Annotated in this window: 29 protein-coding genes; 2 read left to right on the plus strand and 27 right to left on the minus strand. The window is 43.6% G+C overall.

Going from position 1 to position 26935, the window contains the following annotated elements; all coding sequences use genetic code 11:
- Positions 1 to 6: 6 nt before the first annotated feature.
- The 18 genes from CCVT_RS07525 to fmt all read right to left on the minus strand — a co-directional run bounded on the left by CCVT_RS07525 (position 7) and on the right by fmt (position 14356).
- Entirely contained in the window at positions 7 to 606 is a 600-nt protein-coding gene (locus tag CCVT_RS07525; RefSeq protein WP_018136097.1) for an FKBP-type peptidyl-prolyl cis-trans isomerase, read from the minus strand.
- Positions 607 to 666: 60 nt separating this feature from the next.
- On the minus strand, positions 667 to 1527 hold the full coding sequence (locus CCVT_RS07530; RefSeq protein WP_018136096.1) for a tetratricopeptide repeat protein: 861 nt from the start codon (positions 1525 to 1527) through the stop codon (positions 667 to 669).
- Between the two features lie 6 nt (positions 1528 to 1533).
- The gene (locus CCVT_RS07535) at positions 1534 to 2040 is read right to left on the minus strand and encodes an OmpA family protein (RefSeq protein ID WP_009649320.1); all 507 of its coding nucleotides are present in this window, start codon (positions 2038 to 2040) and stop codon (positions 1534 to 1536) included.
- A 54-nt stretch (positions 2041 to 2094) separates the two neighbouring features.
- A complete protein-coding gene (gene tolB, locus CCVT_RS07540) occupies positions 2095 to 3360 on the minus strand; it encodes a Tol-Pal system protein TolB (protein WP_018136095.1) in 1266 nt (421 codons plus the stop codon).
- A 21-nt stretch (positions 3361 to 3381) separates the two neighbouring features.
- A complete protein-coding gene (locus tag CCVT_RS07545; RefSeq protein WP_018136094.1) occupies positions 3382 to 4287 on the minus strand; it encodes a TonB C-terminal domain-containing protein in 906 nt (301 codons plus the stop codon).
- Position 4288: 1 nt separating this feature from the next.
- Positions 4289 to 4687, minus strand: a complete 399-nt coding sequence (locus CCVT_RS07550) for a biopolymer transporter ExbD (protein WP_018136093.1) — start codon at positions 4685 to 4687, stop codon at positions 4289 to 4291.
- Positions 4688 to 5269, minus strand: a complete 582-nt coding sequence (locus tag CCVT_RS07555) for a MotA/TolQ/ExbB proton channel family protein (protein ID WP_018136092.1) — start codon at positions 5267 to 5269, stop codon at positions 4688 to 4690. It lies immediately after the preceding gene.
- On the minus strand, positions 5270 to 5659 hold the full coding sequence (gene atpC / locus CCVT_RS07560) for an ATP synthase F1 subunit epsilon (protein WP_009649328.1): 390 nt from the start codon (positions 5657 to 5659) through the stop codon (positions 5270 to 5272).
- Positions 5660 to 5682: 23 nt separating this feature from the next.
- A complete protein-coding gene (gene atpD, locus CCVT_RS07565) occupies positions 5683 to 7080 on the minus strand; it encodes a F0F1 ATP synthase subunit beta (protein ID WP_018136091.1) in 1398 nt (465 codons plus the stop codon).
- Positions 7081 to 7091: 11 nt separating this feature from the next.
- Positions 7092 to 7979 (minus strand): ATP synthase F1 subunit gamma, encoded by an 888-nt coding sequence (atpG, locus tag CCVT_RS07570; RefSeq protein WP_009649341.1) that lies wholly within the window; start codon positions 7977 to 7979, stop codon positions 7092 to 7094.
- 9 nt (positions 7980 to 7988) lie between these two features.
- Complete coding sequence (gene atpA, locus CCVT_RS07575) at positions 7989 to 9506, minus strand: F0F1 ATP synthase subunit alpha (RefSeq protein ID WP_018136090.1); 1518 nt, start codon at positions 9504 to 9506, stop codon at positions 7989 to 7991.
- 14 nt (positions 9507 to 9520) lie between these two features.
- Positions 9521 to 10051: a F0F1 ATP synthase subunit delta gene (locus CCVT_RS07580; protein ID WP_018136089.1), complete on the minus strand. Its 531-nt coding sequence runs from the start codon at positions 10049 to 10051 to the stop codon at positions 9521 to 9523.
- Positions 10051 to 10560, minus strand: coding sequence for a F0F1 ATP synthase subunit B (locus CCVT_RS07585; protein WP_018136088.1), 510 nt, complete (start codon positions 10558 to 10560; stop codon positions 10051 to 10053). The genes CCVT_RS07580 and CCVT_RS07585 overlap by 1 nt, the downstream gene beginning before the upstream one ends.
- Positions 10561 to 10569: 9 nt before the next feature.
- The gene (locus CCVT_RS07590) at positions 10570 to 10992 is read right to left on the minus strand and encodes a FoF1 ATP synthase subunit B' (protein ID WP_018136087.1); all 423 of its coding nucleotides are present in this window, start codon (positions 10990 to 10992) and stop codon (positions 10570 to 10572) included.
- Positions 10993 to 11088: 96 nt separating this feature from the next.
- Positions 11089 to 11952: a ParB/RepB/Spo0J family partition protein gene (locus CCVT_RS07595; protein WP_026175414.1), complete on the minus strand. Its 864-nt coding sequence runs from the start codon at positions 11950 to 11952 to the stop codon at positions 11089 to 11091.
- Positions 11953 to 11968: 16 nt separating this feature from the next.
- Complete coding sequence (locus tag CCVT_RS07600; RefSeq protein ID WP_009649343.1) at positions 11969 to 12751, minus strand: ParA family protein; 783 nt, start codon at positions 12749 to 12751, stop codon at positions 11969 to 11971.
- Complete coding sequence (locus CCVT_RS07605) at positions 12748 to 13383, minus strand: biotin--[acetyl-CoA-carboxylase] ligase (RefSeq protein WP_018136085.1); 636 nt, start codon at positions 13381 to 13383, stop codon at positions 12748 to 12750. The genes CCVT_RS07600 and CCVT_RS07605 overlap by 4 nt, the downstream gene beginning before the upstream one ends.
- 67 nt (positions 13384 to 13450) lie before the next feature.
- Positions 13451 to 14356, minus strand: coding sequence for a methionyl-tRNA formyltransferase (gene fmt, locus CCVT_RS07610; RefSeq protein WP_018136084.1), 906 nt, complete (start codon positions 14354 to 14356; stop codon positions 13451 to 13453).
- Positions 14357 to 14518: 162 nt separating this feature from the next.
- Between fmt and CCVT_RS07615 the strand changes: the two genes are divergently transcribed.
- The gene (locus CCVT_RS07615) at positions 14519 to 14797 is read left to right on the plus strand and encodes a hypothetical protein (protein ID WP_018136083.1); all 279 of its coding nucleotides are present in this window, start codon (positions 14519 to 14521) and stop codon (positions 14795 to 14797) included.
- A gap of 65 nt (positions 14798 to 14862) precedes the next feature.
- Here the strand turns inward: CCVT_RS07615 and CCVT_RS07620 are convergent, their stop codons facing one another.
- The 4 genes from CCVT_RS07620 to rplU form a co-directional block, all read right to left on the minus strand.
- On the minus strand, positions 14863 to 15180 hold the full coding sequence (locus CCVT_RS07620; protein ID WP_018136082.1) for a DMT family transporter: 318 nt from the start codon (positions 15178 to 15180) through the stop codon (positions 14863 to 14865).
- Positions 15181 to 15216: 36 nt separating this feature from the next.
- Complete coding sequence (gene obgE / locus CCVT_RS07625) at positions 15217 to 16356, minus strand: GTPase ObgE (protein WP_026175413.1); 1140 nt, start codon at positions 16354 to 16356, stop codon at positions 15217 to 15219.
- 98 nt (positions 16357 to 16454) lie between these two features.
- The gene (gene rpmA, locus CCVT_RS07630; protein WP_009649335.1) at positions 16455 to 16712 is read right to left on the minus strand and encodes a 50S ribosomal protein L27; all 258 of its coding nucleotides are present in this window, start codon (positions 16710 to 16712) and stop codon (positions 16455 to 16457) included.
- 10 nt (positions 16713 to 16722) lie between these two features.
- A complete protein-coding gene (gene rplU / locus CCVT_RS07635) occupies positions 16723 to 17037 on the minus strand; it encodes a 50S ribosomal protein L21 (RefSeq protein WP_009649284.1) in 315 nt (104 codons plus the stop codon).
- Positions 17038 to 17257: 220 nt separating this feature from the next.
- Here rplU and flhB point away from each other — a divergent pair, with 220 nt between their 5' ends.
- Complete coding sequence (gene flhB / locus CCVT_RS07640; protein ID WP_018136081.1) at positions 17258 to 18334, plus strand: flagellar biosynthesis protein FlhB; 1077 nt, start codon at positions 17258 to 17260, stop codon at positions 18332 to 18334.
- An 84-nt stretch (positions 18335 to 18418) separates the two neighbouring features.
- On the opposite strand, the gene CCVT_RS07645 is transcribed toward flhB, so the two are convergent.
- The 5 genes from CCVT_RS07645 to uvrA all read right to left on the minus strand — a co-directional run bounded on the left by CCVT_RS07645 (position 18419) and on the right by uvrA (position 26885).
- Positions 18419 to 20089 carry an anaerobic C4-dicarboxylate transporter gene (locus tag CCVT_RS07645; RefSeq protein ID WP_018136080.1) on the minus strand — a complete coding sequence of 557 codons (1671 nt, stop codon included), beginning with the start codon at positions 20087 to 20089 and terminating at the stop codon, positions 18419 to 18421.
- A 96-nt stretch (positions 20090 to 20185) separates the two neighbouring features.
- Positions 20186 to 22825 (minus strand): DNA polymerase I, encoded by a 2640-nt coding sequence (gene polA / locus CCVT_RS07650; protein ID WP_018136079.1) that lies wholly within the window; start codon positions 22823 to 22825, stop codon positions 20186 to 20188.
- Between the two features lie 19 nt (positions 22826 to 22844).
- On the minus strand, positions 22845 to 23096 hold the full coding sequence (locus CCVT_RS10135; protein WP_018136078.1) for a DUF817 family protein: 252 nt from the start codon (positions 23094 to 23096) through the stop codon (positions 22845 to 22847).
- 14 nt (positions 23097 to 23110) lie between these two features.
- Entirely contained in the window at positions 23111 to 24046 is a 936-nt protein-coding gene (locus CCVT_RS07660; protein ID WP_018136077.1) for a hypothetical protein, read from the minus strand.
- Positions 24039 to 26885: an excinuclease ABC subunit UvrA gene (gene uvrA / locus CCVT_RS07665; protein ID WP_018136076.1), complete on the minus strand. Its 2847-nt coding sequence runs from the start codon at positions 26883 to 26885 to the stop codon at positions 24039 to 24041. Before uvrA ends, CCVT_RS07660 begins: the two co-directional genes overlap by 8 nt.
- Between the last annotated feature and the right edge of the window lie 50 nt (positions 26886 to 26935).

Consider the following 26935-nt stretch of genomic DNA (forward strand, 5'->3'; position numbering starts at 1 on the left):
CATCTCTTAATGATGATGTCCGCCGCAACCGCAGCCACCGTGACCATGCTCGTCGTCATCGTCATGATGATGTCCGTGGCCTCCGCAGCATTGATGTCCCTCGCCGTGATCATGTCCGTGTCCGCCGCAACCGCAGGTGTGAGCGCCGGCTACCATTCCTGTGGCTTTTTCATCTTCGCTCGCATCTCTGACCTCTAAAATTTCAACATTAAATAGCAGATCTTTGCCTGCGTAAGGGTGATTAAAATCCACTACGACATCGTCCTCGCCGATAGACTTTACTATCACGCGAACGCTCGAGCCATCCTCGTTTTGTCCGAAAAGCTCCATGCCTTCATGCAGATCTATGCCCGCAAACTGCTCTTTTGGGAGCGACTGCACGGCCTCGCTATTGTATTCTCCACATCCCTCGGCAGCTTTTATGTTTATCGCAGCCTTTTCTCCGGCTTTTAGCTTGCTGACCTCTTCTTCGAGCTTTTCGATTATATGCCCGCGACCGGTTATAAATGAAATTTGACCGCCATTTTGCATATTTGACTCTAAAATTTCGCCTGTTGCAGCGTCTTTTAGCTCATAAAACATTGTTATGACTTGATCTTTACTCACAATATCTCCTTTAAATTTCGATTTAAGATAATGTGAGATTATATCTAAAAAAGTTTAAATTTAGTTTCTGCTAGGGGCGGCCTGCGCCTCTTTGCTGTCAGGATAACCTACCTTGAGAGCTTTATAAAAACGGTTCGCACTTTGGGTGTCGCCTATTTTATCAAAGCTGATAGCTGTGTGATAAAGGAGTTTGGAAGTATAGTCGGCTTTATCGCTGCCTTGTATGCTTTTTTGATAGTATTGTATAGCTGTACTGTATGATTTTTGCTTATAGGCTATCTCGCCTAAGTAAAAATTCGAAGCGGCCGGTTTGTAGCCTTTTTTATTAAGATACTCAAAATATTCGGCGGCTTCTGATGTTTTACCAGAATTTAGTAGCTTTATGCCTTCTGACATAACGTCTTTATCGCTTTTATCACTAAAATTTGACTTAGTGGCCGAGTTGTCCGAGCTTGATTTGGTGTTAGCATTATTTTGCTTAGTAGAGGTGGTATTTGAGTTTTTATCCAGCAAAGCACCTAAACGATTAAGCGTGGTAGTGATATTTTTATAGTTTTTCTCTTGAATCTGCCTAGTTTCATCTACATAAGCTTTTAAAGATGCGAAATTTTCACCGGAGCTATTGACATCACCGTTGACTCTTAACTCGAGGTCATTGATCTTTTGCTCAAGCTTATTCATCCTAAGGCTCATGCTCTCTATCAGACTTTGAAGCCCTTGTATCTGCTCGGAAACACTATTCATATTTTCTTCTATGCTTTGAACGCTTCGCTTATTATTCAAAGCGGCTTTTTCACTATCGGTAAGACCATATGGATTTGCGTTATTGATATCTCCTGCATCAAATGCAGAAACTTCTTGAGACCAAGTAGAGAGGGCGGCTCCCAAAGAGAGAGCCGCAAAAACTATTTTTTTATCCATTATAAATTATGGAAGGACTTTAAATTCTGCACGTCTGTTTTGAGCATCGCAAGCTTTAGTTTTATCTGTGCAAACAGGATTGCTTTCGCCAAAGCTAACTACGGCTATTCTATCAGCACTTACGCCATTTCTTACTAGAGCGTCTTTTGTGCTCTTAGCACGTTTTAGACCAAGTGCATAGTTGTATTCGTCTGTACCCCACTCATCGCAGTTACCTTCGACTTTGATAGAAAGAGCTTGAGCGTCTGCTTGATTGAATATAGCAGCATTTGCACTTACAGTACCTTGTTGATCTGCTTTGATGTTAAATTTATCGAAGTCAAAGTATACGTTTTTAACTTGGCTTTCGATATTAGCTATAAGCGCCGCCAATCTATCTGCATCACTCATACCCATATTTGAGTCTGATGTTTGATTTGAATTTGCATTCATATCGACTTCAGGGTTTTTAGAGCTACAACCGCTCAACAATAAAGCTGCAACAGCAACACTTGCTAGAACTACTTTTTTCATTCCACATCCTTTTTAAAAAATTTGGTCGCATTATACCATAAAAATTTTAAATATTTACCAATCTATAGACTGAATTCTACCGACTTTTAACGGAAACTGAAAGCTTCTGTTTTCATTTAGTCTTACCACGCCAAGCGAACTTTGACCTCCGAGTTCTTTTATAAACACGACGCTTTGGCCATCGCTTGAAAATCTCGGATAATTATTCTTTCCACTGGCGGTGAGCTGGCGTATAAAATCCGTTTGCGTAGATATCAAATATATATTAAACGTTCCGGCATCTCCACTACTCTCACGACTTGAATACACAATATAGTTTTCAAACGTGCTTACAGAGTTGTTGTTTTTACCGTGAAATACCATCTGCTCGACGGTCCCGCCGGCATTTGCGCTGGTAGCAAAGACATTTGGATAGCCGAGTCTATCGGATACGAAAACTATCCTGCTATCGCCATCGACGAAATTTCCATTGACATCTATGCCCGGATAGTTTGTGATCTGCGTCAAACCTTTGGTCGCTATATTATAAATATAAATATCAGGCTGATCTTTTGGCGCCATAGTAAGCAAAATTTTACTTCCGTCTTTGCTGACGTCCGAAGCTATCAGCATGCCTACACTATCTATGATCTTTGTCTTCGTTCCGCTAGTAAGGTCGTATCTAAATAGGGTCGGCTTATTATTGACATAAGAAGTGTAGTAAAATTTCGTTTGATCGGCGCCGCCCCATTTAGGAAATATATTCAGTCCTCCACTGACTATCGTCTTCTGATATGTCAGAGTATAGTCGGCAACTACGATAGAGCTTTGGCGAGCTGAAGTATATTTTGAGAAAATGATAAATTTCTCCATCCAGCCAACCGGAGGTAAATTTAGCTCGTTTGTCAGCTCAACTATGCTTTTGTGCGCCAAAAACGGATATTTTGCACCGTCTGGCATAGTATAGACTTTTTCATATTTCGTTGTCGCGGTTTTTGCGTTTATGAGCTTTACTTTGAGTGTAAGAGGCGAATTTGCCGAGCCTTCGAGTGCGTATCTAAATATAAGCTCGACACCCTTATCACTCATGGTATTTGTCTGCGCGGTGCCCTCATAAGTAGAAGGTACATGATCTTCGATGACCTCAAAGTCAGAGCTTACCTTCAGATCGCCAAGCATGATCTTAAAGAATTTATCTTTAAAATTTGCATCCCCTACCGCCGTAGTCGCATCTTGCAAAGCGATCTTTGGAAGTGCGATGCCTTGATTTATGACCGATATCGTCGCATCAGCAGCATAAAGTCCCAAAGCGACGCATAAAAAAAGAAAAATTTTTCTCATTATTGCTCCATTTCTTAAATTTTATTCTAGTTTATCTTCTAATTTTAAATTAAAAGTAATACTTTTACCATCCGGAGAAAACGGGAATTTCTCCGTAGTCAGTTTTTCCAAGCATTCTCTTACTTTATTGTTAAATTCTTCATTATAAGATAGCTCCAAAATTTCATAGCTGAAATTCCCGCTTCCATCTATCATAAATTTAACCGTTGCGACATCGTTTGAATCAGCCTTATAGCTCTGCCATCTTCTTTGTATCTGCTTTGCTATCGCACCCCTTAAAGGGTCATAAACACCAGTAGCTTGCGACTTTGGCGCTTTTGAGACCGTATCTATCTGCAGGCTTTTTATGATATCACTTGCTTGCTTGGCGGCTTGAGAATTGGCCACCTCGCTTTTTTTACGGCTTTGCACTTTTTGCTCCGGCTTTGCGATACCATTATCTTTTTTTAGCTTCGTCGTATCGATACTGCTAAAAAGATCCTTGATATTTGGAGTCTCCACCGGCTTTGGCGGCTCAGGTTTTGTGTCCGGTTTTTCGCTAGGCTCAGGTATCTCGGGCTTTGGCTTCGGTTTTAGCTCTGGCTTTGGCTGCTCTTTCGGGGGAGTCGGTATGCTCGGAGTAGGTAGCGGCTCTTCTGGAACTACCGGTTTGTTCGTAGTTTCCACCTTGGCCTCTTGCGACTCTTTTTTGGGTTCTGGCTGCGTTTGTTTGACTATTTCATTAGCTTGTTTAGGAGCCTTTATAGTTTCGGCTACCTCTCTATCCACCATGACGACATCCATAAATGCATCTTTATCGTCAGTATATTTTTTAGCAGGCTCAGAAAAAAATGTAAGCTTGATAAAAAGCATAAGTACTATCGTTAGATAAAGTGACAGGGCTACAAAAAACGAACTAACGGTAGGAAATTTTACTTTACTTGGCATCTTATCCGTTTGTTTCTAAGGCGACTTTGTTAAATCCCGCATTTTTGAGGGTCTTTAGCACAAACATAACATCATCGTATCTTAAATTTTTATCCGCCTTGATATATATAGGTAAGCTTTTGTCGTATTTACCACCCATCAAAGCGATATTATCAGGAAATTCAGCAAGACTCATCAGACTCTGATCTATCCTGACTTGCCTTTGGGCATTTATGGATACGATCAGATCTTTTTGTTTCGCGGTAGAAGTCTTAGTCTTTGAACCATCCGGCAAAGCGATATCCTCTTGATAAACAAGCGTAGGAGTCGTGACCATCAAGATAGCCAGCAAAACCAGCATGATGTCAACAAGAGGAGTTATGTTTAGTTCCGGCTTTTCATCATCAAATTTAAGAGCCATCTATATCTCGTCGTCTTTTTTAAGAGCCACCAATACGTCAGCTTGACGCTCGATCACGCTCATAAGCTCATAAGCTTTGCGTTTTATAAGTAGGTTGAAAGTATATGCAGGGATAGCTACGAAAATTCCAGCACCAGTGGCGACTAGAGCCTCTGATATAGCTGGAGCTATCACGCCAAGAGATGAATTTGCACTATTGCCAAGCTGTGAAAACGTTTCAAGTATAGAAACGACTGTTCCAAAAAGGCCGATAAAAGGTGAAGTAGAGGCTATGACGCTGAGCCAAGTCAGGCCACTAGTGGCGTTTTTCTCGGCTATGCTTATACAAACGTTTAGTTTTTCTCTTGAAATTTTACCACTTGCGCACTTTCTTAAAGATGAATCGTTTGGGATATTCTTAGCTCCCATTAACAACGATTCTAGGGCGTTTTGTTCTCTTTTTTGCCACAATCCTATGCCGGCCATGCGAGAAAAGAGTATGGTAAAGCTAACGATAAAATAGGCAGACAGCCAACATAATACGATAATAGTGATGAAACTACTTCTTTGAATGTAGTTTAAAAAAATATCTATCCCGCCCACTTATCTTGCTCTCACTACGTTTTCCATCTTTGCGATCGTAGCCGCAAAGGCGTTAGTATCGCTGCTCATGCTCTCTATAAGACGTTTTGCCTGATCGAGAGAATTTGCAAGTTCGCTCTCACTATTTCCAGCTACATAAACCGCTCCGTCTGCAAGGATGACGACTTTACCTTCATCGATCTTTGCGTAGCCCCAGTTTATCGCTACGATGTCATGGTTTTTGTTTTTATCTTCTATATCGATGATACCGGCCTTTAAAAGCGATATCAAAGAGGCATGGTTTGGCAAAACGCCAAACTCGCCTTCACTGCCCGGAAGCACTACACTACTCACGTCATCAGAAAAAACCTGACCTTGAGGAGTTACTATTTCTAAGTGTAATTTATCCATTACGCTTCCTTAAATTTAAAATTTTAAGCCTTAAGCTTTTCAGCTTTAGCCAGCGCCTCATCGATATTGCCTACCATATAAAACGCCGCTTCAGGCAGACTATCATATTTGCCGTCCAAAATTCCTTTAAATCCGGCTATATTTTCCTCTAGGCTTACATATTTACCGGGGCTTCCTGTGAAAACCTCGGCGACAAAGAACGGCTGAGATAAAAATCTCTCGATCTTTCTAGCCCTATCGACAGTCAGTTTGTCTTCTTCGCTAAGCTCGTCCATACCAAGGATAGCGATGATGTCTTGAAGGTCTTTATATTTTTGAAGCACAGCCTGAACGCCGCGAGCCACTTTATAATGATCCTCGCCTAAAATTTGCGGATCAAGCATTCTTGAAGTAGAATCAAGCGGATCGACCGCAGGATAAATTCCCTTTTCAGCTATCGCACGGTTAAGAACCGTCGTCGCATCAAGGTGCGCAAAAACAGTCGCAGGAGCCGGGTCTGTAAGGTCGTCAGCCGGAACATAAACGGCTTGAACGGATGTGATCGAGCCTTTTTTAGTCGATGTGATCCTTTCTTGAAATTTACCCATCTCGCTTGCCAGCGTCGGCTGGTAACCAACGGCTGATGGGATACGTCCGAGGAGTGCCGACATCTCTGCACCAGATTGAGAGAAGCGGAAGATGTTGTCGATAAACATAAGCACATCAAGTCCCATCTCATCGCGGAAATACTCAGCCATCGTTAGACCAGTCAGTGCGATACGATTTCTCGCCCCTGGCGGCTCGTTCATCTGTCCGTAGCACAAGGCGACTTTATCCAAAACGTTACTTTCTTTCATCTCGTGATAAAGGTCGTTTCCTTCGCGCGTCCTCTCGCCAACACCTGCAAATACAGAGTATCCGCTGTGTTTGAAGGCGACATTGTGGATGAGCTCCATGATGATGACCGTTTTACCGACACCTGCACCGCCAAATAGTCCGACCTTACCGCCCTTTGCGTAAGGCGCAAGAAGATCCACAACCTTTATACCGGTTTCAAAAATTTCACTTTTCGTGCTTTGTTCTTCAAATGGTGGCGGATCGCGGTGGATAGACCAATGTTTATCAAAATTTACGCCCTCGCCCTCGTCGATGAGATCGCCGACGACGTTAAAAATTCTTCCCAAAACCTTCTCGCCAACCGGCACACTAATAGGCGCACCAAGAGCGGTAGCTTCAAGCCCGCGAGTAAGCCCCTCACTCATATCCATAGCGATCGTTCTGACGCGGTTATCACCCAAGTGAGCCGCGACCTCCAGGATCAATCTATTTTTCTTGCCCTCAACCTCAAAATAAACCTCGATAGCTTCGTTGATCTTTGGCAAGTAGTCATTAAAGTCAACATCGACCACAGGGCCCATAACTTGACTAATAACACCCTTCATTCATACTCCTTTTATTTCATTGATTCAACACCACTGATGATCTCTATAAGCTCAGTAGTGATGGACTCTTGCCTTGCTTTGTTATAGGCAAGATTTAGTTGTTTTACACGCTCTTTAGCATTATTCGTCGCATTGTCCATCGCTTGCATCCTCGCACTATGCTCGGCAGCAAGTGAATCAATCAAAGAATAATACATACTGTATTCAAAATATTTTGTTAATAATTCATCCAAAATTTTAGAATAATTATCCTCAGGCTCGAATTCCATCAAAGAATTCGTCTCTACGCCGATGATCTTGGACGGCTCAATAGGCACGATGTCATTTACTCTGATTTCTTGAGAGATCATATTTTTATAGCCGTTGTGGACTAAAATAACCTTGTCTGTGACCCCGTTCACGAAATCATCTATGGCATCTTTGATGATATTTTGTGCTTTCTCGTAAGTCGGAGAAGAACTAGCGCCTATATACGTCTCAAGCAGATCTACACCTTGAAAATTAAAAAATTCTATGCCTTTTTTGCCGACGGCACGTAAGCGAACTTTAATCTTCTTGGCTTTAAATTCATCTATCATATGCCTTACGGTTTTAATGGTCTGGACGTTAAATCCACCGCAAAGCCCCTTATCAGCGGTAACGAATATGATATCAACCTTTTCGATATTTTCTTTGATATCGAAAAATTTACTCTCGGAAACGACCGAAGCGTATTGATTTATCTTATAAGCTATCTCTGATAAAACTTCATTGATCTTAAGCGCATAGACCCTGGAGTAGCGTGCCGCCTCTTCCGCTTTTCTAAGCTTGGCGGTAGAGACGAGCTTCATCGCACGCGTCGTCTTTTGAGTGTTTTGGACGCTCTTGATCTTTCGTTTTATATCTTTTAAATTTGACATGTTTTAGCCTTATGCGACCGAGAAAGTCGCTTTAAAGTCTTTCAGTGCCTTATGTAAAAGCTCTTCTATCTCTTTATCAAGAACTTTTTTCGTCCTGATTTGTTCGAAAATTTCAGGATATTTTGCCTCTATATATGGATAAAGCTCCGCTTCAAATTTTGTAACACTGGCTGTCGCGATATCATCAAGATAGCCTTTAGATCCGGCAAATATGATGACGACTTGATTTTCGACCGACAAAGGAGAATACGGAGGCTGTTTAAGCACTTCGACCATCTTTTGTCCGCGCTCTAGCTGCTTTCTTGAGCTCTCGTCAAGGTCGCTTGCAAATTGAGCGAACGCTTGAAGTTCGCGATATTGCGCCAAGTCAAGCCTTAAATTACCAGAAACTTGCTTCGTCGCTTTTATCTGAGCCGCACCACCGACACGTGAGACTGAAAGTCCGACGTTGATCGCAGGACGGATACCGGAGTTAAAAAGATCGCTCTCAAGGAAAATTTGCCCGTCGGTGATAGAAATGACGTTTGTCGGGATATATGCCGAAACGTCGCCCGCTTGCGTCTCGATGATAGGCAAAGCCGTAAGCGAACCGGCGCCCAAAGCGTCATTTAGCTTACTGGCGCGTTCCAAAAGGCGTGAGTGTAGATAAAATACGTCACCAGGATAAGCTTCGCGGCCAGGTGGGCGGCGCAAGATCAAAGACATCTCGCGATATGCGACGGCATGCTTTGATAGATCATCATAGATGATTAGCGCGTGGCGTGAGTTGTCACGGAAGTATTCGCCCATCGTTACGCCAGCATACGGTGCGAGATATTGAAGCGCAGCGGCATCAGACGCACCGGCATTTACGACTATCGTGTAGTCCATAGCGCCATATTCTTCGAGTTTTTTAACGACTTGTGCGACGGTTGATTGTTTTTGTCCGATGGCAACGTAAATACAAATGACGTCTTGTCCTTTTTGATTGATGATAGTATCTATCGCGACGGTCGTTTTGCCGGTTTGACGGTCACCGATAATCAGCTCACGTTGCCCGCGGCCGATCGGCACAAGTGCGTCGATGGCCTTGATACCGGTTTGTAGCGGCTCATGGACTGATTTTCTAGCCATGATACCTTTGGCTTTTTCCTCGACGAAGCGAGTTTCGGTAGCTTCGATCGGTCCTTTTGCATCGATCGGTTCACCAAGTGAATTTACGACGCGTCCGATCAAAGCATCGCCGACAGGGACGCGTAAAAGCTTTTTAAGCCTTTTAACAGAGCTTCCTTCGGTTATACCGCTAGTTTTGCCTAAAATAACGATACCTACGCTACTTTCTTCAAGGTTGAGAGCCATGCCTTTTTCGCCGCCCTCAAATTCTACCATCTCGCCGGCCATGATATTTTTAAGACCATAAACATTTGCGACACCGTCAGCGACAGAGATGACTTTGCCTGTTTCTTCGACGTCGACGCTTAGATCAAAATTTTCGATTCGCTCTTTGATTATAGCGCTAATTTCGTCAGCTTTAATTTTTGCACTCACGCTTTTACTCCTTTTTAAATTGCTTTTAATATATATTCACTCATTTGGGTTTTGAGCCTATCCATAGAAAAGCTCGCCTCGACTCCCAAATCGTCCAGCTCTACCTTGATACCGTTGTAGTCGCTCTTTGAGCCCTCAAGCTTGACCTTAGCATCAAAGCGCTTCGAAAATTTATCTTCAAGGGCGCTTAATTGCTCGCCATTTAGCTCAAAATTTCCATAAACGCTACCGTGATAGATATTATCCAGCAACGCTTGTTCGCTCTTTATCTCGTTTAGTATGGCTGGTATGAGGCTAAGCCTTTTGTTCGCTCCAAGCAGCTTGATGAAATTTTTGAAATTTTCACTTGGATCTTGCACTAAAGATAGTATAAATTCCGCTTTTGCGGAATTTTTCAAGGTAGGAAGGCTTATTATATTTCTAAATTTTTCTATTTCAAAAGCAGCTGAAATTTCACTGAGGTTTGATATAAATTTAGCCAGTTGGGCGGAATTTACATCGCTCAAAATGGCTTTGACATATTTTTTTGCTACTACTTCATTCATCAGCCGACCTTTTTAAGTATGATATTTATGAGCTCTTTTTGATCGACTTTTAGGCTGTCGCTGGCAAAAATATCATTTAAAATTTCGCTCACGACATTTTTTGTAGTCTTGCGCTCCTCGAAGTCTTTTTGATCTTTAAAGCTTTTTTGGATATTTGCCATCTCAAGCTCAGCGTCTTTTTTCACCTTTTGGGCTAAATTTACCGCCTCTTTCCTGGCCGTTTCGACTAGACTGCTCGCATTTAGTTTCGCCTCTTCGACACGTTTTAAGGCATCGTCTTTTTTGAGCTTTGAAGCGCGAAGCTTTTCTTGGATACTTTCCAATTTGGCCGCTATCTTGTCTATCCTGCTTTGATAGAGATCTTTTAGAGGCTTAGCGATGAAATACAGCAAAATTCCAAAAAATAATAGAAAATTCAGAGCTCTTTCGATGATATCGTAGTTCGCTCCGCCATGCTCGCTAGCAAAAGCAAAAAATGGCAAAACAAGAAGTAAAATTTTGATCCTCATAAGACTCCTTTAAATTTTAGCCAGCTTGGCGTTTAACGCCGCTTTAAGCTCGGGCAATCTCGAAGACAGATCGGCTTTAAGCTCGTCTTTTTGAGTACTTAAAGCATTCAAAAACGCTTCATAATCCGCCTCAAGTGCAGACTTTTTAGCCTCGATCTCTTTAAGCGCAGCCTCTTTTGCCGCACTAAGCGCATCTTGTCTTATTTTGTTGGCTTCGGCTCTGGCGTTTAATATGATATTTTCGATCTCCTTTTCATGCACGCTAAGATCGCTTGCATTTTTGCTCGTATTCTCCTCGTCCTCCTTTATAGACGCATTTCTATCGTCCATAAATTTGAGCATAGGTTTATAAAGCAGAGGATTTAAAATAGCGATTAGAGCCAAGAAAACGACAGCCGTCAAGATGACTAGAGGCACATCTATCTCTAACATTCACTCTCCTTACTTAATTATTAAGTTTCATTTAAAAACTAAAATCGGAGCTGATTTTACAATAAAATTGTAAAAAATAAAATTAAATTTAAAATTTTATTTCAGCTTATCTATAAATTTTTCGATCTGCGTCGTATCGCTAAATTCTAGTATTAAATTTTTAGATTTGATTTTGGATTTTATATCAAAAACCTCGAATACGCCCTGAAGTTTCAAGAGTTTATCGGCATACTCTTTTGAAATGCTCGGTTTTTCTTTTTTTTGCAAGTCTTTGTTTTTGAGCTTTTTGACTAAATTTTCAGTCTCTCTCACGCTTAGCTTCTGACCGATCACGGTATCTACGATCATCTTTTCATCGCCCACACTAAGACCTACGATGACCTTTGCGTGACCTTGAGTTAGCTTGTCTTCTTGCAGTAGTTTTTGCGTGGATTTACTGAGCAAAAGAAGCCTCATAGTGTTTGTTATCTGAGTCCTGCTTTTGTGTATGATGTTTGCGAGCCCGTCTTGGGTGATTTTGTATTCGTTGATGAGCTCTTTGTAGGAATTTGCAAGCTCTATCGGGTTTAAATTTTCACGTTGGATATTTTCTATAAGTGCAAGCTCGCGTAAATTTTGAGATTTCAGATCGGCTATGATGGCTTTGATCTTGCGTTCGCCCAGCATCTTTGTAGCGCGGTATCTGCGCTCGCCGGCGATCAGCATATAGCCGTCGTCTTTTTTTATGACGATTATAGGCTGGATGAGCCCGTGTCTTTTTATGCTCTCACTAAGCTCTTTTAGCGCCTCCTCGTCAAAATGTTGACGCGGCTGGTAAGGGTTTGGCAAAATTTTAGCTATCTCTATCTCTTCGACGATATCCGAGTCCGAGCTAAGATCTGCAAATTCTTTTTTATATGCCTGCTCCACATCCTCAAATATCGCACTAAGTCCGCGCCCCAAACTCTTTTTCTTCACTATCTAGATCCTTAAAATTTCAATTTAAAATCGAATATGCCAAATTTTGATACGCTATCGAGCCCGGCGATTTTATATCGTAAAGGATGACCGGCTTGCCAAAGCTAGGGCTCTCGGCTAATTTGACATTACGAGGGATAACGACCAGATCGTCCTTGTCGTCCTTGCTCGTAAAAAGTTTATGTTTAAAATGCTGTTTTAAATTTGCGATCGTCTCTTTTGAGAGGTTGTTTTGCGAGCTGAACATCGTCGGCAAAAATCCCTTGATGCTAAGCTTTGGGTTTATCGTCTTTTTGATGATTTTAACGGTGTTTAGGATGAGTGCCAGACCTTCAAGCGCGTAAAATTCGCATTGTATCGGGATTATCACACTATCGCTCGCACTAAGCGCATTTATCGTTATGCTACCAAGCGCGGGAGGGCTATCGATAATGATGAAGTCATAGTCATCTATGACCTCTGCGATTTTATTTTTTAAAATCAGCTTATAGTCTTTGTTTTGATCGTTAAATTCTTGCTCTATGCCGACTAGTCCGATGTTTGAGGGGGCTAAAAATAGCGTAGGTATCTCGGTTTTAAGAACGATCTGAGAGAGTTTTTTGCGATCGGTCAAAACGTGATAGATATTAAACTCATAATCGCTTCTGTTAAATCCTAGCCCGGTCGTCGCATTCGCCTGAGGATCGATATCCACGAGCAAAACCTTTTTCTCGGCAACCGCCAAAGATGCAGCTAAATTTACAGCCGTAGTCGTCTTTCCGACCCCACCTTTTTGATTTGCTATCGTTATAACTTCACTCATCTTAAAGAATACACCTTTTTTTCGTTTAATAAAATCGCGCCGTCATCACAAAGCTGCGCACCCTCGAGCGATACCGCCTGCTCACCTATATGTGTGATGAATTTTTTTGATTTCTGAAAGTCTATCCTAAATTTGCTAAAAGTCTGCTTCCATAAAATCTTTTTTTCTAGCATTTGCACAAAGTCCCAAACTACGTCGTTTACGGCTATATTTATGTCCAAAACCCCCGCATTTTCAGGAGCATTTTGCAGGTTCATACCCATGCCACAAACATAAACGGAATTTATCTTTGTCGTGATGGTGCCGCCTATTTTTTTATCATCCATATAAAAATCATTTGGCCATTTGACCCAAATTTTAGAGCCTTTTAAGCTTAAAATTTCCTTCATTATCATCGAAAAATATATCGATGCCGACGCGCTCGGCAGATCCTTCGGCAAAGAGTCTTCGTCCATGCAAAATGACAAAAATAGGTTGCCCTTAAGCCCCTGCCACGAATTTCCACGGCTTCCGATGCCGTTAGTTTGCTCTTTGGCTACGAGCATGAAGGGCGGATCTATAGTCATGTTTCGCACGCCCTCGCACAAAATCTCCTGCGTTGAACCCACGCTATCAACAAATTCTACTATCAAATTTTCTCCTAAATTTACCCCACAAAGAGCATTATCAAAATTAGTCGTATCGCCGTTTAAATTTACGTTAAGAAATTTTACTGCCAGCCACTAGCCGCTTTCCATTTATATAGGCTTTTGCGTCCAGTACCTTTTTGCCCGCTTCTTGCAGGGCGAGGATTTTAAGCGCACCGTTGCCGCAAGCCACGACAAATCCGTCCTTTTCGATGCGTAAAATCTCCCCCGCCGCGCCGCTACCGTCAGCTAAATTTAACTCCAAAAATTTAAGCCCGCTTTCAAGAAAGACGCCCGGCCACTCGTGAAAAGCGCGAAATTTATTGTAAATTTGCTCCGCGTCCTCGCTCAAATTCACAAGTCCGTCTGATTTTTGTATCTTTTTGCAATGCGTTGCAAGCGCGTCATCTTGCTTTTGCGGTGTCAAATTTTTAAAATTAAAAAGCGTTTTTACCGCCAGCTCGCCCGCTAGCTCGCCCAAAATCCCAAACATCTCAGCCGATCTTTTACCCTCGCACGAAACGTGAGCAAAGCCCAGCATATCGCCCGTATCAAGTCCCTCATCCATGAGCATCGCCGTCACGCCAGTATTCTTTTCGCCGTTTAGCAAAGCCGCTTGTATCGGGCTTGCGCCGCGGTATTTAGGCAGTATGGAGGCGTGTAAATTTATACACGGGGCGATGTCTAGTATGCTCTTTGGTAAAATTTTCCCATACGCCGCGACCACGATAAAATCGGGCTTTAAGGCTAAAATTTCAGCCGCGACCGACCCCTCTTTTAGTGTCTTTGGCTGAAAAATTTTAGCATGCGGCAAATTTTGCTGCGTGTAAATTTTAACTTCGCTTGGCGTTAAAATTTGCTTCCTGCCGACCGGTTTATCAGGCTGCGTAAAAACGGCCGTGACACCGATACCAGCGCGCACAAGCGCGTCCAGGATCACCCTCGCGTACGCAGGCGTGCCCATAAAAATTATATTCATCTTTTTCCTTTAAATTTAGATGATTTTAGCCAAAAGAGGATTAAAAAACCTTATCGATTTAAATTTATACGCAATTTTCAACCCCACAAAATACTTGATTAATATTTAAACCGTGTATGAGTATAATTGATTTCATGTTTATTAAAGAAAGGACTTTGGGCGATGTTTAAACAAGAAAACCTTCAAATAAAATTAAAAAGTATAGGCAGAAGTTTCTTTGTAAAATATTTTGAAGATTTTATGTATAACGATTACGAAACCTTTATGGAAAAAGAGAATTATACTGAAAAAAGTATGCGTAACCGTGCTAGTACCGCCAAGTCGATCTTTACAAACAAGCAGGAATTCGAGGCGTTAAAGAATATAGTCAATTCAACTCGCATTGAAGAATATGTCAAACAAAAAGCACAAAAGTTGCTTAAAAAATATAATCAAATTTAATCCGAGCAAACCGAATTTAAACTTTTGCAGCACATCGTTACAGTTAAAACCATGTGGCAAAAGGCTTACGGTGCGACTTTCAGCACGACCACGCCGATAAGTATCAAGAGCACGCCAAAATATTTCCACAGGCTCGCCGCGTCGCCGTAAAACCACACGCCAATCATAAACGTTCCCGCCGCACCGATGCTCGTCCAGACCGCGTAAGACGTGCCGATAGGTATCTCGCGTTGCGCCAGCCAGAGCAAAAACCCACTCGCCGCCATAAATGCTATCGCCACGCAGACCCCAAGCACTCGCGAGCCTTCTTGCTGCGCCATTTTTAGCCCCACGGGCCAGCCCATCTCCATAAGCCCGGCGCATATCAAGTAAATCCAAGCCATTTTATCCTCTCATTTCGGTCAAATTTCTAGCAAAAATCATTTGAAATTTTCCTTTTTCAGCAGTTCGAGCAGGCTAAATTTAAGCTCGGCGATATTTTGATTTGTCGCGGAGCTGATCGGCATGACAAAATATGGCTTTGAGCCGTCAAATTCGTAAATATCTTGCTTGTAAATCAAATTTTTACCCGTCTTGCCCGCGCCGCCGTTTTTTGGATATTCGCCTTCGTTAAATTTACCCGTAGCCTCGCCCTTTATTTTTGACTGCTCGCCGCGAAGTCCCAAAATCTGCAAAAATTCGCCGACTTTTCGCTGCAAATTTTCCGCCGCGTCCATGCGCGTCAAAGCGATGGCAAAGTCTCTTTTGGCAAGTTCGGGCGAAAATTTCTCAACCTCGCCGTGAAGCGTGAAAAACTGCTCTTTTAGGCTTCGGTAGTTGGCAAGATCGAGCATATAAAGTAAAATTTTAGTGCGCTCGATGTGCTTTAAAAATTTAAGCCCAAGCCCGCGCCCATCGCTCGCGCCCTCGATGATGCCAGGGATGTCCGCCATCACAAAGCCGCTGTATTCATCGACCTCGACAAGGCCTAGCTTTGGCGTGAGCGTCGTAAATTCGTAGTTTGCGATCTGCGGCTTCGCGTTTGAAACGGTCGAAATGAGCGTGGATTTGCCGACATTTGGAAAGCCAACTAAACCGACATCGGCGATGAGTTTTAGCTCTAAGCGCACGTCGCACGTCTCTTCAGGCAGACCCTTTTGCGCATATTCGGGGGCTTGGTTGATCGAGCTTTTAAAATGCACGTTGCCAAGCCCGCCCTTGCCGCCTTTTAAAAACAGCACGCGCTCGCCCTCTTTGGTAAGATCTGCCAAAAGTTCATTCGTCTGCGCGTCATACACGGCAGTGCCGGGCGGCACGATGAGCTCGAGATTTTCGCCCTTTTTGCCGGTCATCCGCCTCCCCGAACCAGCCTCTCCGTTTTGAGCTTTGAGCGCCCTTTTGCCCTTGTATGCGGCTAGCGTGTGGGAGTTGTTGTCAGCGATTAAGTATACATCGCCGCCATCACCGCCATCGCCGCCGTCAGGTCCTCCTAAGATGACGTGCTTTTCGCGTCTGAAACTCACCGCCCCGGCTCCGCCATGCCCCGAACTTAGGGTTAAATTTACACTATCTATAAACATTTTTTGCCTTAAAATTTTTGCTGATTATAGCGATTTACGGTTTAAGATTTGATTTTTATGAATTTTGAGGAATTTAGGAAGCCAAAGCTTCCTAAAATTTAAGCGGCAGGATAAACAGAAACTTTTTTTCTGTTTTTGTCTTTTCTTTCGAATTTTACAAAGCCGTCGATCAATGCAAAAATAGTGTGATCTTTGCCAAGACCTACGTTGCTACCTGCGTGAGTGGCTGTGCCGCGCTGGCGAATGATGATGTTTCCTGCACGGACGAATTCGCCGCCAAATTTCTTGACACCTAAACGGCGTCCGATACTATCTCGGTTATTTTGGGTCGAGCCCTGACCTTTTTTGTGTGCCATTCATTCTCCTTTAAGCTGCGATACTAACGACTTTAACGCGTGTAAATTGTCTTCTAAAACCGCGTTTAAGTTTCGAGTCTTTGCGTCTGCGTTTTTTATAGATCACGACTTTTTTGTCTTTACCTAAATTTACGACTTCTAAGACAACTTTTGCACCCTTTACGAACGGCGCACCTACCTTGATACCACCGTCATTTACAGCCAAAACTTCTGTGATTTCGACGGTTGATTTTGCCTCGGCTTCAAACCTGTCAAGCTTGATATACTCGCCCTCGCTGACACGATATTGTTTGCCGCCATGTTTGATAATAGCGTATTTTGACATACTCTACCTTTCTTTTGGTAAGTTACCAAAAAGCACTTTTGTGAAAAAGATTTATGGAGCTTTGTTGGTTATAAGGAGTGGATGATACCCAAAAATTTATAAATTTTGGTTGAAAGTAAATTTGAAATCTATCCGAAATTTTAAATTTGTTTTAGGTATAATCGCCTAAATTCAGCAAAGGAAAACGCGCTCAAAATTTAAAATTTAGCGCAAAGTAAAAATGGCAGACGACGATCAGGAAAAAACCGAAGAAGCGACCTCCAAAAAGATAGAAGACGCCAAAAAAGACGGCAACGTCCCCAAAAGTCAAGATATCGCGGGCTTTGCGACACTTGTCATAGCTATCTTGGTGCTGCTTGCTATGCTAAATTTCATGCGAGAACAAGTCGTGGCGCTTTATATTTATTACAGTAAATTTATAGGCGTAGAGATCACTCCTAGCACGCTAAATTTGATCGTCATTAATACCCTCGCAAGGTCGCTTTTGATGATACTGCCGATATGTATCTGCGTGGCGATAGCCGGAATAGTCGCAAATGTCATGCAATTTGGTTTCATTTTTACGACAAAGCCCATCACTCCCGATATAAATAAGATAAATCCGCTAAAGGGGCTAAAAAATCTATTTTCAATGAAAAAAACGATAGATAGCGTAAAGATAGTGGCGAAAGTTAGCGCCGTATTTGGAGTCGCGTTCTACTTTTTTTTACAGTTTATAAAAGAGCTGCCTCATACTCTGTTTTTATCGATGTTCGATCAGCTGGCGTGGCTAAAAGAAAAGCTGATAATCCTAGTCGGAGTCATGCTCTTGATCCTACTTGTAATCGGCCTTTTGGACCTACTAATCGTGCGGTTTCAGTATTTTAAAGACCTTCGTATGAGCAAGCAAGAGGTCAAGGACGAATACAAACAGATGGAGGGCGACCCGCAAGTCAAGGGGCGGATACGTCGTATGCAGATGCAAGCGGCTAAAAGACGCATGATGCAAAACGTCCCGCAAGCTGATGTCGTGATAACAAATCCGACTCACTACGCCGTCGCCGTAATATACGACAAATCAAAAGACAGTGCACCGGTCATTCTGGCGAAAGGCGTGGATATGATGGCTTTACAGATAAGAAAAATAGCTCTCGAACACGGAGTGCAAATTTACGAAAATCCGCCGCTGGCACGCGAGCTTTACCGAGTCTGCGAGGTCGAAGACACTATACCAGCAGAGCTATTTCGAGCCGTAGCAGAGGTGCTAAGCTTTGTCTATACGAGCAATATCAAGAAATTTGGCGACAAGCTGAAGTAAATCCGGCTTTAAAATTTTACGTATAAAAGGCTTTGCTTTAATAAGTCAAAAATAAAGGGGATTTGTAGTAAAATCCCCAAAATTCTATCCTAAATAGCCAAAAAGTCCGGCAAATATATAACCAAACACACAAGAGACGAACACGCCGATGAGTCCTGGCAGAATGAAGCTGTGGTTGATGACAAATTTACCGATGTGTGTCGTGCCTGAGCGGTCAAACTGAATGGCAGCAAGATCGCTTGGATATGTCGGCAGGATGTAGTAGCCATAGCAAGCAGGTGCAAAGGCTAGGATGATCGCCGGATTAACACCGATATTTAGGGCTAACGGGACGAACGCCACGAGCGCAGCGGCTTGCGAATTTACAAATTTTGAGATGAGCAAAAGCATAACGGCGTAAGTCCAAGGATACTCCGTAACGACGCTACCAAGGGCTGCTTTCATCATCGGCGTATGCACGGCAAACATCGTCTCCGCCATCCACGAGATACCAAAGACGGCGACGAGCGCGATCATGCCCGAGCGGAAAATTTCATTTTTGCTGATCTTGCTCGCGTCTGTTTTGGTGAAAATGATGATGAGCGAGCCAGCAAGCAGCATAAACATCTGAATGACATCGACCATGCCAAGATATGTTTTCTTTTTCATCATGTCTTTTACCGCGATGCTCGCGTTTGCGATGGTTTCGTTCTTTTCGCCTGCGGTTATCATCACGCCGCCATTTTCAGCCTTGATACTTTGAGTGAGCTTGCCCTCGGCGTTGTAAATTTGAGCGCTCTCATACGCGGTCGCATTTTTCGCCTTGCTTTCTTTGACGTTTAGCGCAACTGTGCCGTCTTTTACAATGGCTACGATCTTGCCGTCTTTTATATTAAAGCTTTTGACCGCTTTACCGTCTACGACGACTTCTACGATCTGAGCGGGCGCGTTTTTATCCCAATGCGGGCGCAAATCTTTAAAGTAGCCAAGCAAAGCGACTACCAAAATTGCACCTAAAAATATCCACATCGCCGCCCACTGCGAGCCCGGGAGCTTCTTGCCAAGTAGCGTTGCAGAGTCGCCATAGACGTAATTTTTAAATTCAGGATCTTTTAGCTTTTCTTGAAAAATTTCGTCTTTGTCGAGGTCTTTGCCACGAAACCAGCTAAAAATTCCTATCGCCAAAACACCGCAAAATGTCGAAGGGATCGTGATTTTAAGAAGATCAAGATACCCGTCAAAGCCGGCAAGCGGGCTTTTTGCATTTACTAAAAATGCCGTGAGTGTGACGACTGCGACGGAGACGGGGCTAGCGATGATACCCATTTGCGAGGCTATCGAGCTTGCCGCCATAGGTCGCTCCGGGCGGATATTATTTTTGATCGCGATGTCGTAGATGATCGGCAGCATCGTATAGACGACGTGTCCCGTGCCGCAAAGTATCGTCAAAAAGCACGTTACAAAAGGTGCAAGGATACTGACGTATTTTGGGTTTTTACGTAGCACTCTTTCGGCGATTTGTAGCATCACATCAAGTCCGCCGCTCGCTTGCAGTGTCGCACTCGCGACAACGACGGCCAAGATCGTGAGCATGACGGCGATAGATGGCTTGCCAGGCTCGATACCAAAGCCAAAAACTAAAACGATGAGTCCGATACCGCCAAGCAAACCAAGCGCGATACCGCCCTTTTTCGCTCCGTAAAACAGACAAATCAAAACGATGATAAGCTGGATGGCAAACTGCGTGCCCTCGCTCAAATTCATGAGAAATTCCATGTAGACTCCTAATTTAATATGAAGCTAATAACGATTGTATCAATTAAAAATTAAAACTAAACTTATATTTTAAGAATATGATAAAATATTATATTTTTACTTCAACTCACCCCAGTTTTTCGCTACGTTTAGCGACGTTTTTAGCGGCACGTTTAGCTTATAAATTTCTTGCATTATCTTTTGCGCGCTCTCGCCAAACTCCGCCGCATGCTCGTCTGCGACTTCAAAGATCAGCTCGTCGTGGATTTGCAGCAGCATTTTTGCCCTCACGCTGCAAAGCGGGCGGATCTTTACCATCGCTAGCTTTATGATGTCGGCCGCCGAGCCTTGAAATATCGTATTTACCGCCTCGCGCTCATACATCGCAGTCTGCATTGGCGTTGCGTTTGTGAAGTCAAAAAATCGCTTCCTACCAAGCAAAGTCCGCACGAAGCCCTCATTTTTCGCCGCCGTTTTGATACCCTCCAAAAAGCCCTTTATCGTAGGAAATGCCTTAAAATAGCGCTCTATATACTCCTTCGCCTCGGCGCGCGAGATATTTACCTGCCCTGCTAGCTTGCTCGAACCCATACCGTAAATCAGACCAAAATTTATGCTCTTTGCTACGGCGCGGTTTTGCCCATCTGCGCTACCAAATATGCTTATCGCTGTGCGCGCGTGGATATCCTCGTCGTTTTCAAACGCCTTTAAAAGCGCCTCGTCGCGACTAAAATGCGCGAGCAGTCTAAGCTCGATCTGGCTGTAATCAAGCCCGACGAAGCTAAATCCCTCCTTCGCCTCAAAGGTCTCGCGTACGTCTTTTGCTAGCGTGCCACGAGCGGGGATATTTTGCAAATTTGGATTTTTGCTAGCTAGCCTGCCCGTGCTCGTTCCGGTCTGGATAAAATTCGTATATATCCTGCTATTTTCATCTTTATTTGCTAAATTTAACAGCGGTTCGCAGTATGTGCTTTGCAGTTTGTAAAGCTCGCGGTATTCGAGTAGCTTTGAGATCACGGGGTGTGCGTCTATGAGCTCAGCGAGCACCGCCTCATCGGTGCTGTAACCGGTTTTGGTCTTTTTTTTCACTGGCAGTTTCAAGTGCTCAAATAGCACAGCGCCAAGCTGCTTAACGGAGTTTATATTAAAATTTTCGCCCGTAAGCTCATAAATTTCGCTCGTTAAAATTTTGATTTTTGCGTCGTTTTGCAGGATCAAATTTTGCATTTTTTTCTTATTTATCGCGATGCCCTCGTTCTCCATATCAAAAAGCGTGAGGATAAAAGGAAACTCGTGTGCGTTTGCAAGCTCGATGAGCGCGGGGTCGAGCAAATTTAAAAAGCTTTTGTAAAATTTTAGTGTTATCCACGCGTCCTCAGCGGCGTATTTGGCGGCGTTTTCTAACGGCACGGACGCAAAGGTCTCACCACGTCTCACCACGTCTTCAAATTTGATCGTATCGTAGTTATACAGCCGCTTAGCCAGCGCGTCCATACCCACAGCCTGCGACGGGTCGGCAAGCCACGCCAGCACCATCGTATCTTTAAAATTTACTGGCGGTTCGAGCCCTAAATTTCGCTTTACGACCTTGAAATCATATTTTAAATTTTGCCCGACGACGCAGCCTTTGTAAATTTGCCCCACTGCCCACGTAGCAAAGTCCGTGCCTACCTGCTTTGGCGCGCCAAGATAGCTATGAGCGACCGGCACGTAGTAGGCGTCCTCGTCGTTAAAACAAAAGCTAAACCCCACAAGCCTTGCGCTTTGCGTGTCGATGTCCGTAGTCTCGGTGTCAAAGGCGACGATGGTCTCCTCGGTGATGTTTGCTAGCAGGCTTTCGATCGCGCTCTCGTCAGTGAGTAAATTTGCATTGAAACCTAGCTTAAATTCGGCGTTTTCATCGCTGTTTTGAAGCGATTTTAGCACGCGGCTTAGATCAAATTCGCGCAGCATATCAGCGACTTTTAAAAGAGGATTTTGCTGCGGAAAGGGCGCGTGGGCAAAATCCACCATATCAGGCGCATCGTCAAAAAGCGTGGTGAGTCGCTTGCTCAAAAACGCGCTCTCGCGCCCGGCAGCGAGCATTTCGCGCGTGCGTTCGTTTCTAACGAGGGCTAAATTTTCATATATCGCCTCTAAGCTGCCAAACTCGGCGAGCAGCTTTTTTGCCCCGACCGCGCCGATGCCTTTGACGCCTGGGATATTGTCCGAGCTATCGCCCGCGATCGCGAGAAAATCGCGAATTTGCTCTGGGCGGACGCCATATTTTTCCACGCAGCTTGCCGTGTCGTGGTCGATCTTGCTAAGCGGGCTATAAATGCTGACCTTGCCATCCTCGATGAGCTGATAAAGGTCCTTATCGTGCGTAACGACGCGCACGAACACATCCTGCGACTTAGCAAGCCTCACTGCCGTGGCGATGATGTCATCAGCCTCGTAGCCCTCGCGCGAGATAGCGCAAAGCCCCATTTTCTCGATCATCTCTATACAAACGGGAAGCTGTTCTTTTAGCGCGGCGGGGGCTTCGCTGCGGTTTGCTTTATAATCGCCTGCGATCTTGTGACGCAGCGTCTCGCCTTTGCCCTCAAGCGCAAAAATGATGTAGTCGCTTGGGAATTCGTTCTTTAAATTTAAGATAAAATTTGCAAAGCCGCTTATCATCCCGCTTGGCCTCCCGTCGCGGTTTTTGAGGTTTGGCATGGCGTAGTAAAGCCTGAAAAAGAAGCCAAAAGTATCGATTATCGTGAGTGTTTTCATCGTTTTTCCTTTGGCGTGATTATGGCAAATTTGAGTTAAAATTTAGGTTAGGGTAAAGGCGAACATTTTTTACAGAGTCAAGCCTGAAAACGATCATCAAAATTTGCAGCACCACAGCGGCGATCAATAAAAAATCATACCGCGGGATGGGCAAATTTAAGTAACGCGACGCAAAAAGTACGGCGAAAAACGAGCCGGCGAATACGCAAGCTCGGAGCTCTTTTAAGCCAAAGTGGAGGAAATTTAGCATGAAAAATTTTAGGGGGTGCATGGCTATTAATATAACTAACCAAATATTCTAGAAGTCATTTGAATATCAGAATTAAATAGTAAATCTGGAGTTATGATTGTAGTATTTCCAAAATCAAATTTAAATCTAATCTTTACATAAGAAGTTATTGGCTTTATAGCTTGAATTTGTATTCTAAAAGGTGCTTTAGGATAGGCGTAAATAGGATCTTTAATTTCTATAGCATTCATAGTCTCCGTATTAAAATCATCAATTTTTAGATCGAGTGTAAATTTTTTAGTAACTTTTAAAATTCCAACAGGTTTTTCATAATATCCAGCTTTTGCTATAGGCAATAATGAACAAAAAGCATATATTGAATTTAACAAAATAGTATTTTGTGTATTATTCATAAAACTAAAATCAAAAATTGGAAGCTGGTTTCTGTTTTTAATATTTTGAAATTTAAACAAGAAATTATTATTTTGAGATTTTTTATATATTGATTTATTTAATACCTTTATATTAGCAATTTCAATGTTAGTATCCCTGATTGGATAATACTTGTTTAGTAAATTGCTAAATAAATATATATTATTATTTATATACTCCCAACTCCAAAATTTAACTTCAATTGTTCCTATATTTGTAAAAATTAGTCTATTTAGACAATCTTGTATCATAGTATCATTTTGTATAGTAGATGCAATAATGATATTCTTTGGCATTTTCCCTGATCTTAAAATATTATTAATATCTTCAAATACTTCTTTAATAAATTTTGCTTTATATTTTTGGCTATTAATATCAAAATTTCTTAATTTACATTGACATACAGTATTCTTTTCGTAAGAAATAATGTCTATACCATTTTGAATTTGTCCATTGCGACCATACAAACTAAAACTCGTTGTATTATATAAAGAATTTAACAGATCACAAACCATTTCTTCAAATAATTCCGACATCTTGGGTTTTGGTAGATTATACAACTGAACTACTTTTTGAATTTTTCATCTCAACCAGTTCCCCCGCCAAAAATTCCCCGGTATAGCTCCCCGTCTTTTTGAAATTTTTAGCCACGTCCTTCACATTTCCAGAAGCGATTATTTTGCCGCCCTTTGCGCCGCCTTCGGGGCCCATATCGACGATGTAGTCGCAGTTTTTGATGACATCCATATTGTGCTCGATGACAAAGACCGAGTTACCAAGCTCGACTAAATGATGTAGCACGCGCACGAGGCGATCAACGTCGGCAAAATGTAGCCCCGTGGTCGGCTCGTCAAGGATATATAGCGTATTTCCAGTGTCCGTGCGACTTAGCTCCTTTGCGAGTTTGACGCGCTGGGCTTCACCGCCACTTAGCGTGGTCGCATTTTGCCCGAGAGTGATGTAGCCTAGCCCCACGTCTTGCAGCGTTTTTAGCTTTTGATAAATTTTAGGCACGGCTTTAAAAAATTCCAAAGCCTCGTCGATGCTCATATTTAGCACATCGGCGATCGATTTGCCTTTGTATAGGATTTCTAGCGTCTGCGCGTTATAGCGAGTGCCGCCGCATGCGTCGCACACGACATTTACGTCCGGCAAAAAGTGCATCTCGATCGTGATCTCGCCCTCTCCTTGGCACTTTTCGCAGCGTCCGCCCTTGACGTTGAAGCTAAATCTACCGATCTTGTAGCCTCTTAGTTTGGCTTCCTTGGTCTGCGCAAACAGTCCGCGGATCTCGTCCATCACGCCCGTATAGGTCGCAGGATTACTGCGCGGAGTGCGTCCGATCGGGCTTTGATCGAGGTAGATCACTTTGTCTAAATTTTCAAGTCCGCTTAAATTTACCCCAGCGACCTTTTTTACTTTCTTTGCGCGGTTTAGCTGCTCTTGGGCTTCTGGTAGCAGAGTTTGCAGCACCAAGGAGCTTTTACCAGAGCCGCTCACGCCGGTGATGCCGACTAAATTTCGCAGCGGAAAGCGCGCGGATAAATTTTTAATATTATTGATATTTACGTTTGAGATTTCCAGCCACTTTTCTTGCTTGCGGTTTTGACGGTAGTCGATCGTTTTCGTGCCGTTTAGATACTGCGCCGTCACGGTGTCAGAAGAGAGCAACTCCTTTACGCCACCTGCAAATATGACGCTGCCGCCAAATTTACCCGCTCCCTCGCCTATATCCACGACGAAGTCAGCCTCCTTTATCGTCTCTTTATCATGCTCCACGACGATCACGGAGTTGCCCTTGCTTTGCAGGTTTCGTAGCGTCTTGATAAGCTTTAACGTGTCGCGCTCGTGCAGACCGATACTTGGCTCATCGAGCACATACATCACGCCGCTTAGCCCGCTGCCGATCTGGCTTGCGATCCTGATACGTTGCGCTTCGCCGCCGCTAATAGTGCGTGCGTCGCGCCCCAAAGACAGGTAGCCAAGCCCCACATCAAAGAGAAAATAAAGCCTCTCGTTTATCTCTTTTAGTATCGGTGCGGCGATCATCTTGTCCTGCTCGCTAAAATACTCAAAATTTGCCCTATTTGAGAAAAACGCCGTGCTTTCCTCGATACTCATATCTAAAATTTCGCCGATCCCGCGCCCCGCGACCTTGACGGCGAGCGACTGAGGCTTCAAACGATGTCCGCCGCACGCCGAGCAAATTTTCTCGCTCATATACTCGTCAAAGTCTTTGTAGTCTTTTAGCAGATTGTGCGAGATTTTGACCGCGCCCTCGAATGCCCGCGTGATCTTGTGCCGCTTCCAGAAAAACTCGACCTCCTTTACGTTGCCGTAAAGCACGAGCCGTTTTTCATCTTCGCTTAGCTCATAATAAGGCTTGCTCACGTCGATGCCGTTTTGCTCGCAAAAAGCCAGCACGAATTTATAATAATAGCTCATATTGTAGCCATACAGCAGCTTTATCGCGCCGTTTTCGATGCTTTTTTCCTCGTCGATGACCTTGCTAAGATCGAGGCTATATCTGATGCCTAGCCCATCGCAGCTCTCGCACGCGCCCTTTGGCGAGTTGAAGCTAAAACTAAGCGGTTCAAGCGGCGTGAATGAAATTTTACAGTCAAAACACGCCATATGCTCGCTGTAATGTATAAATTTCTCGCTTAAATTTAGCTCTTCGGCGTTTGTGATCTCCACTTCGACCTCGCCGTAGCTCTCTGTAAGCGCCTTTTCCACGTCTTGGGCGAGGCGGGCGGAGTTCTCGGAGCTCACCTCTAAGCGGTCGATGACGACTTTGATCGTGTGCTTTTTGGTCTTGCTTAGCTCGATCTCCTCGTCAAGTCGCACCATGACGCCATCGATCTGCGCGCGCACAAAGCCTTTGTTTCTTAAATTTTCTATCAGATCCGCCCACGTGCCCTTTTTCTCTCGCACGAGCGGGGCGTAGAGCACGACCTTTGCACCTTGCGGGAGTTTTGAAATTTCGCTGATGATGTCGGCCGCGCTCATTTTGGAGATCGGCTTGCCACATTTGTGGCAGTGCTGGATACCTACGCGCGCGTAGAGCAGGCGCAGATAGTCGTAAATTTCAGTTATCGTGCCAACCGTAGAGCGCGGGTTTTTAGACGTCGTTTTTTGATCTATCGCGATTGCGGGTGTCAGACCCTCGATCTTATCGACATCGGGCTTTCCGACGCGGTCGAGAAACTGCCTCGCGTAGCTGCTTAGGCTCTCAATATATCGGCGCTGCCCCTCGGCGTAAAGCGTGTCAAAGGCAAGCGTGCTCTTGCCACTACCGCTAAGCCCCGTGAAAACCACGAGCTTGTTTTTTGGGATTTGCAAATTTATATTTTTTAGATTGTGCTCACGCGCACCCGTTATTTTTATAAAATCATTCATTTTCAGCCTTTTTGATATGCAAAATTTAATTTTTGCAATCTTTGATTTTA

This window comes from Campylobacter curvus, assembly GCF_013372125.1.
In the GTDB taxonomy this organism is placed as follows: Bacteria; Campylobacterota; Campylobacteria; order Campylobacterales; family Campylobacteraceae; genus Campylobacter_A; species Campylobacter_A curvus.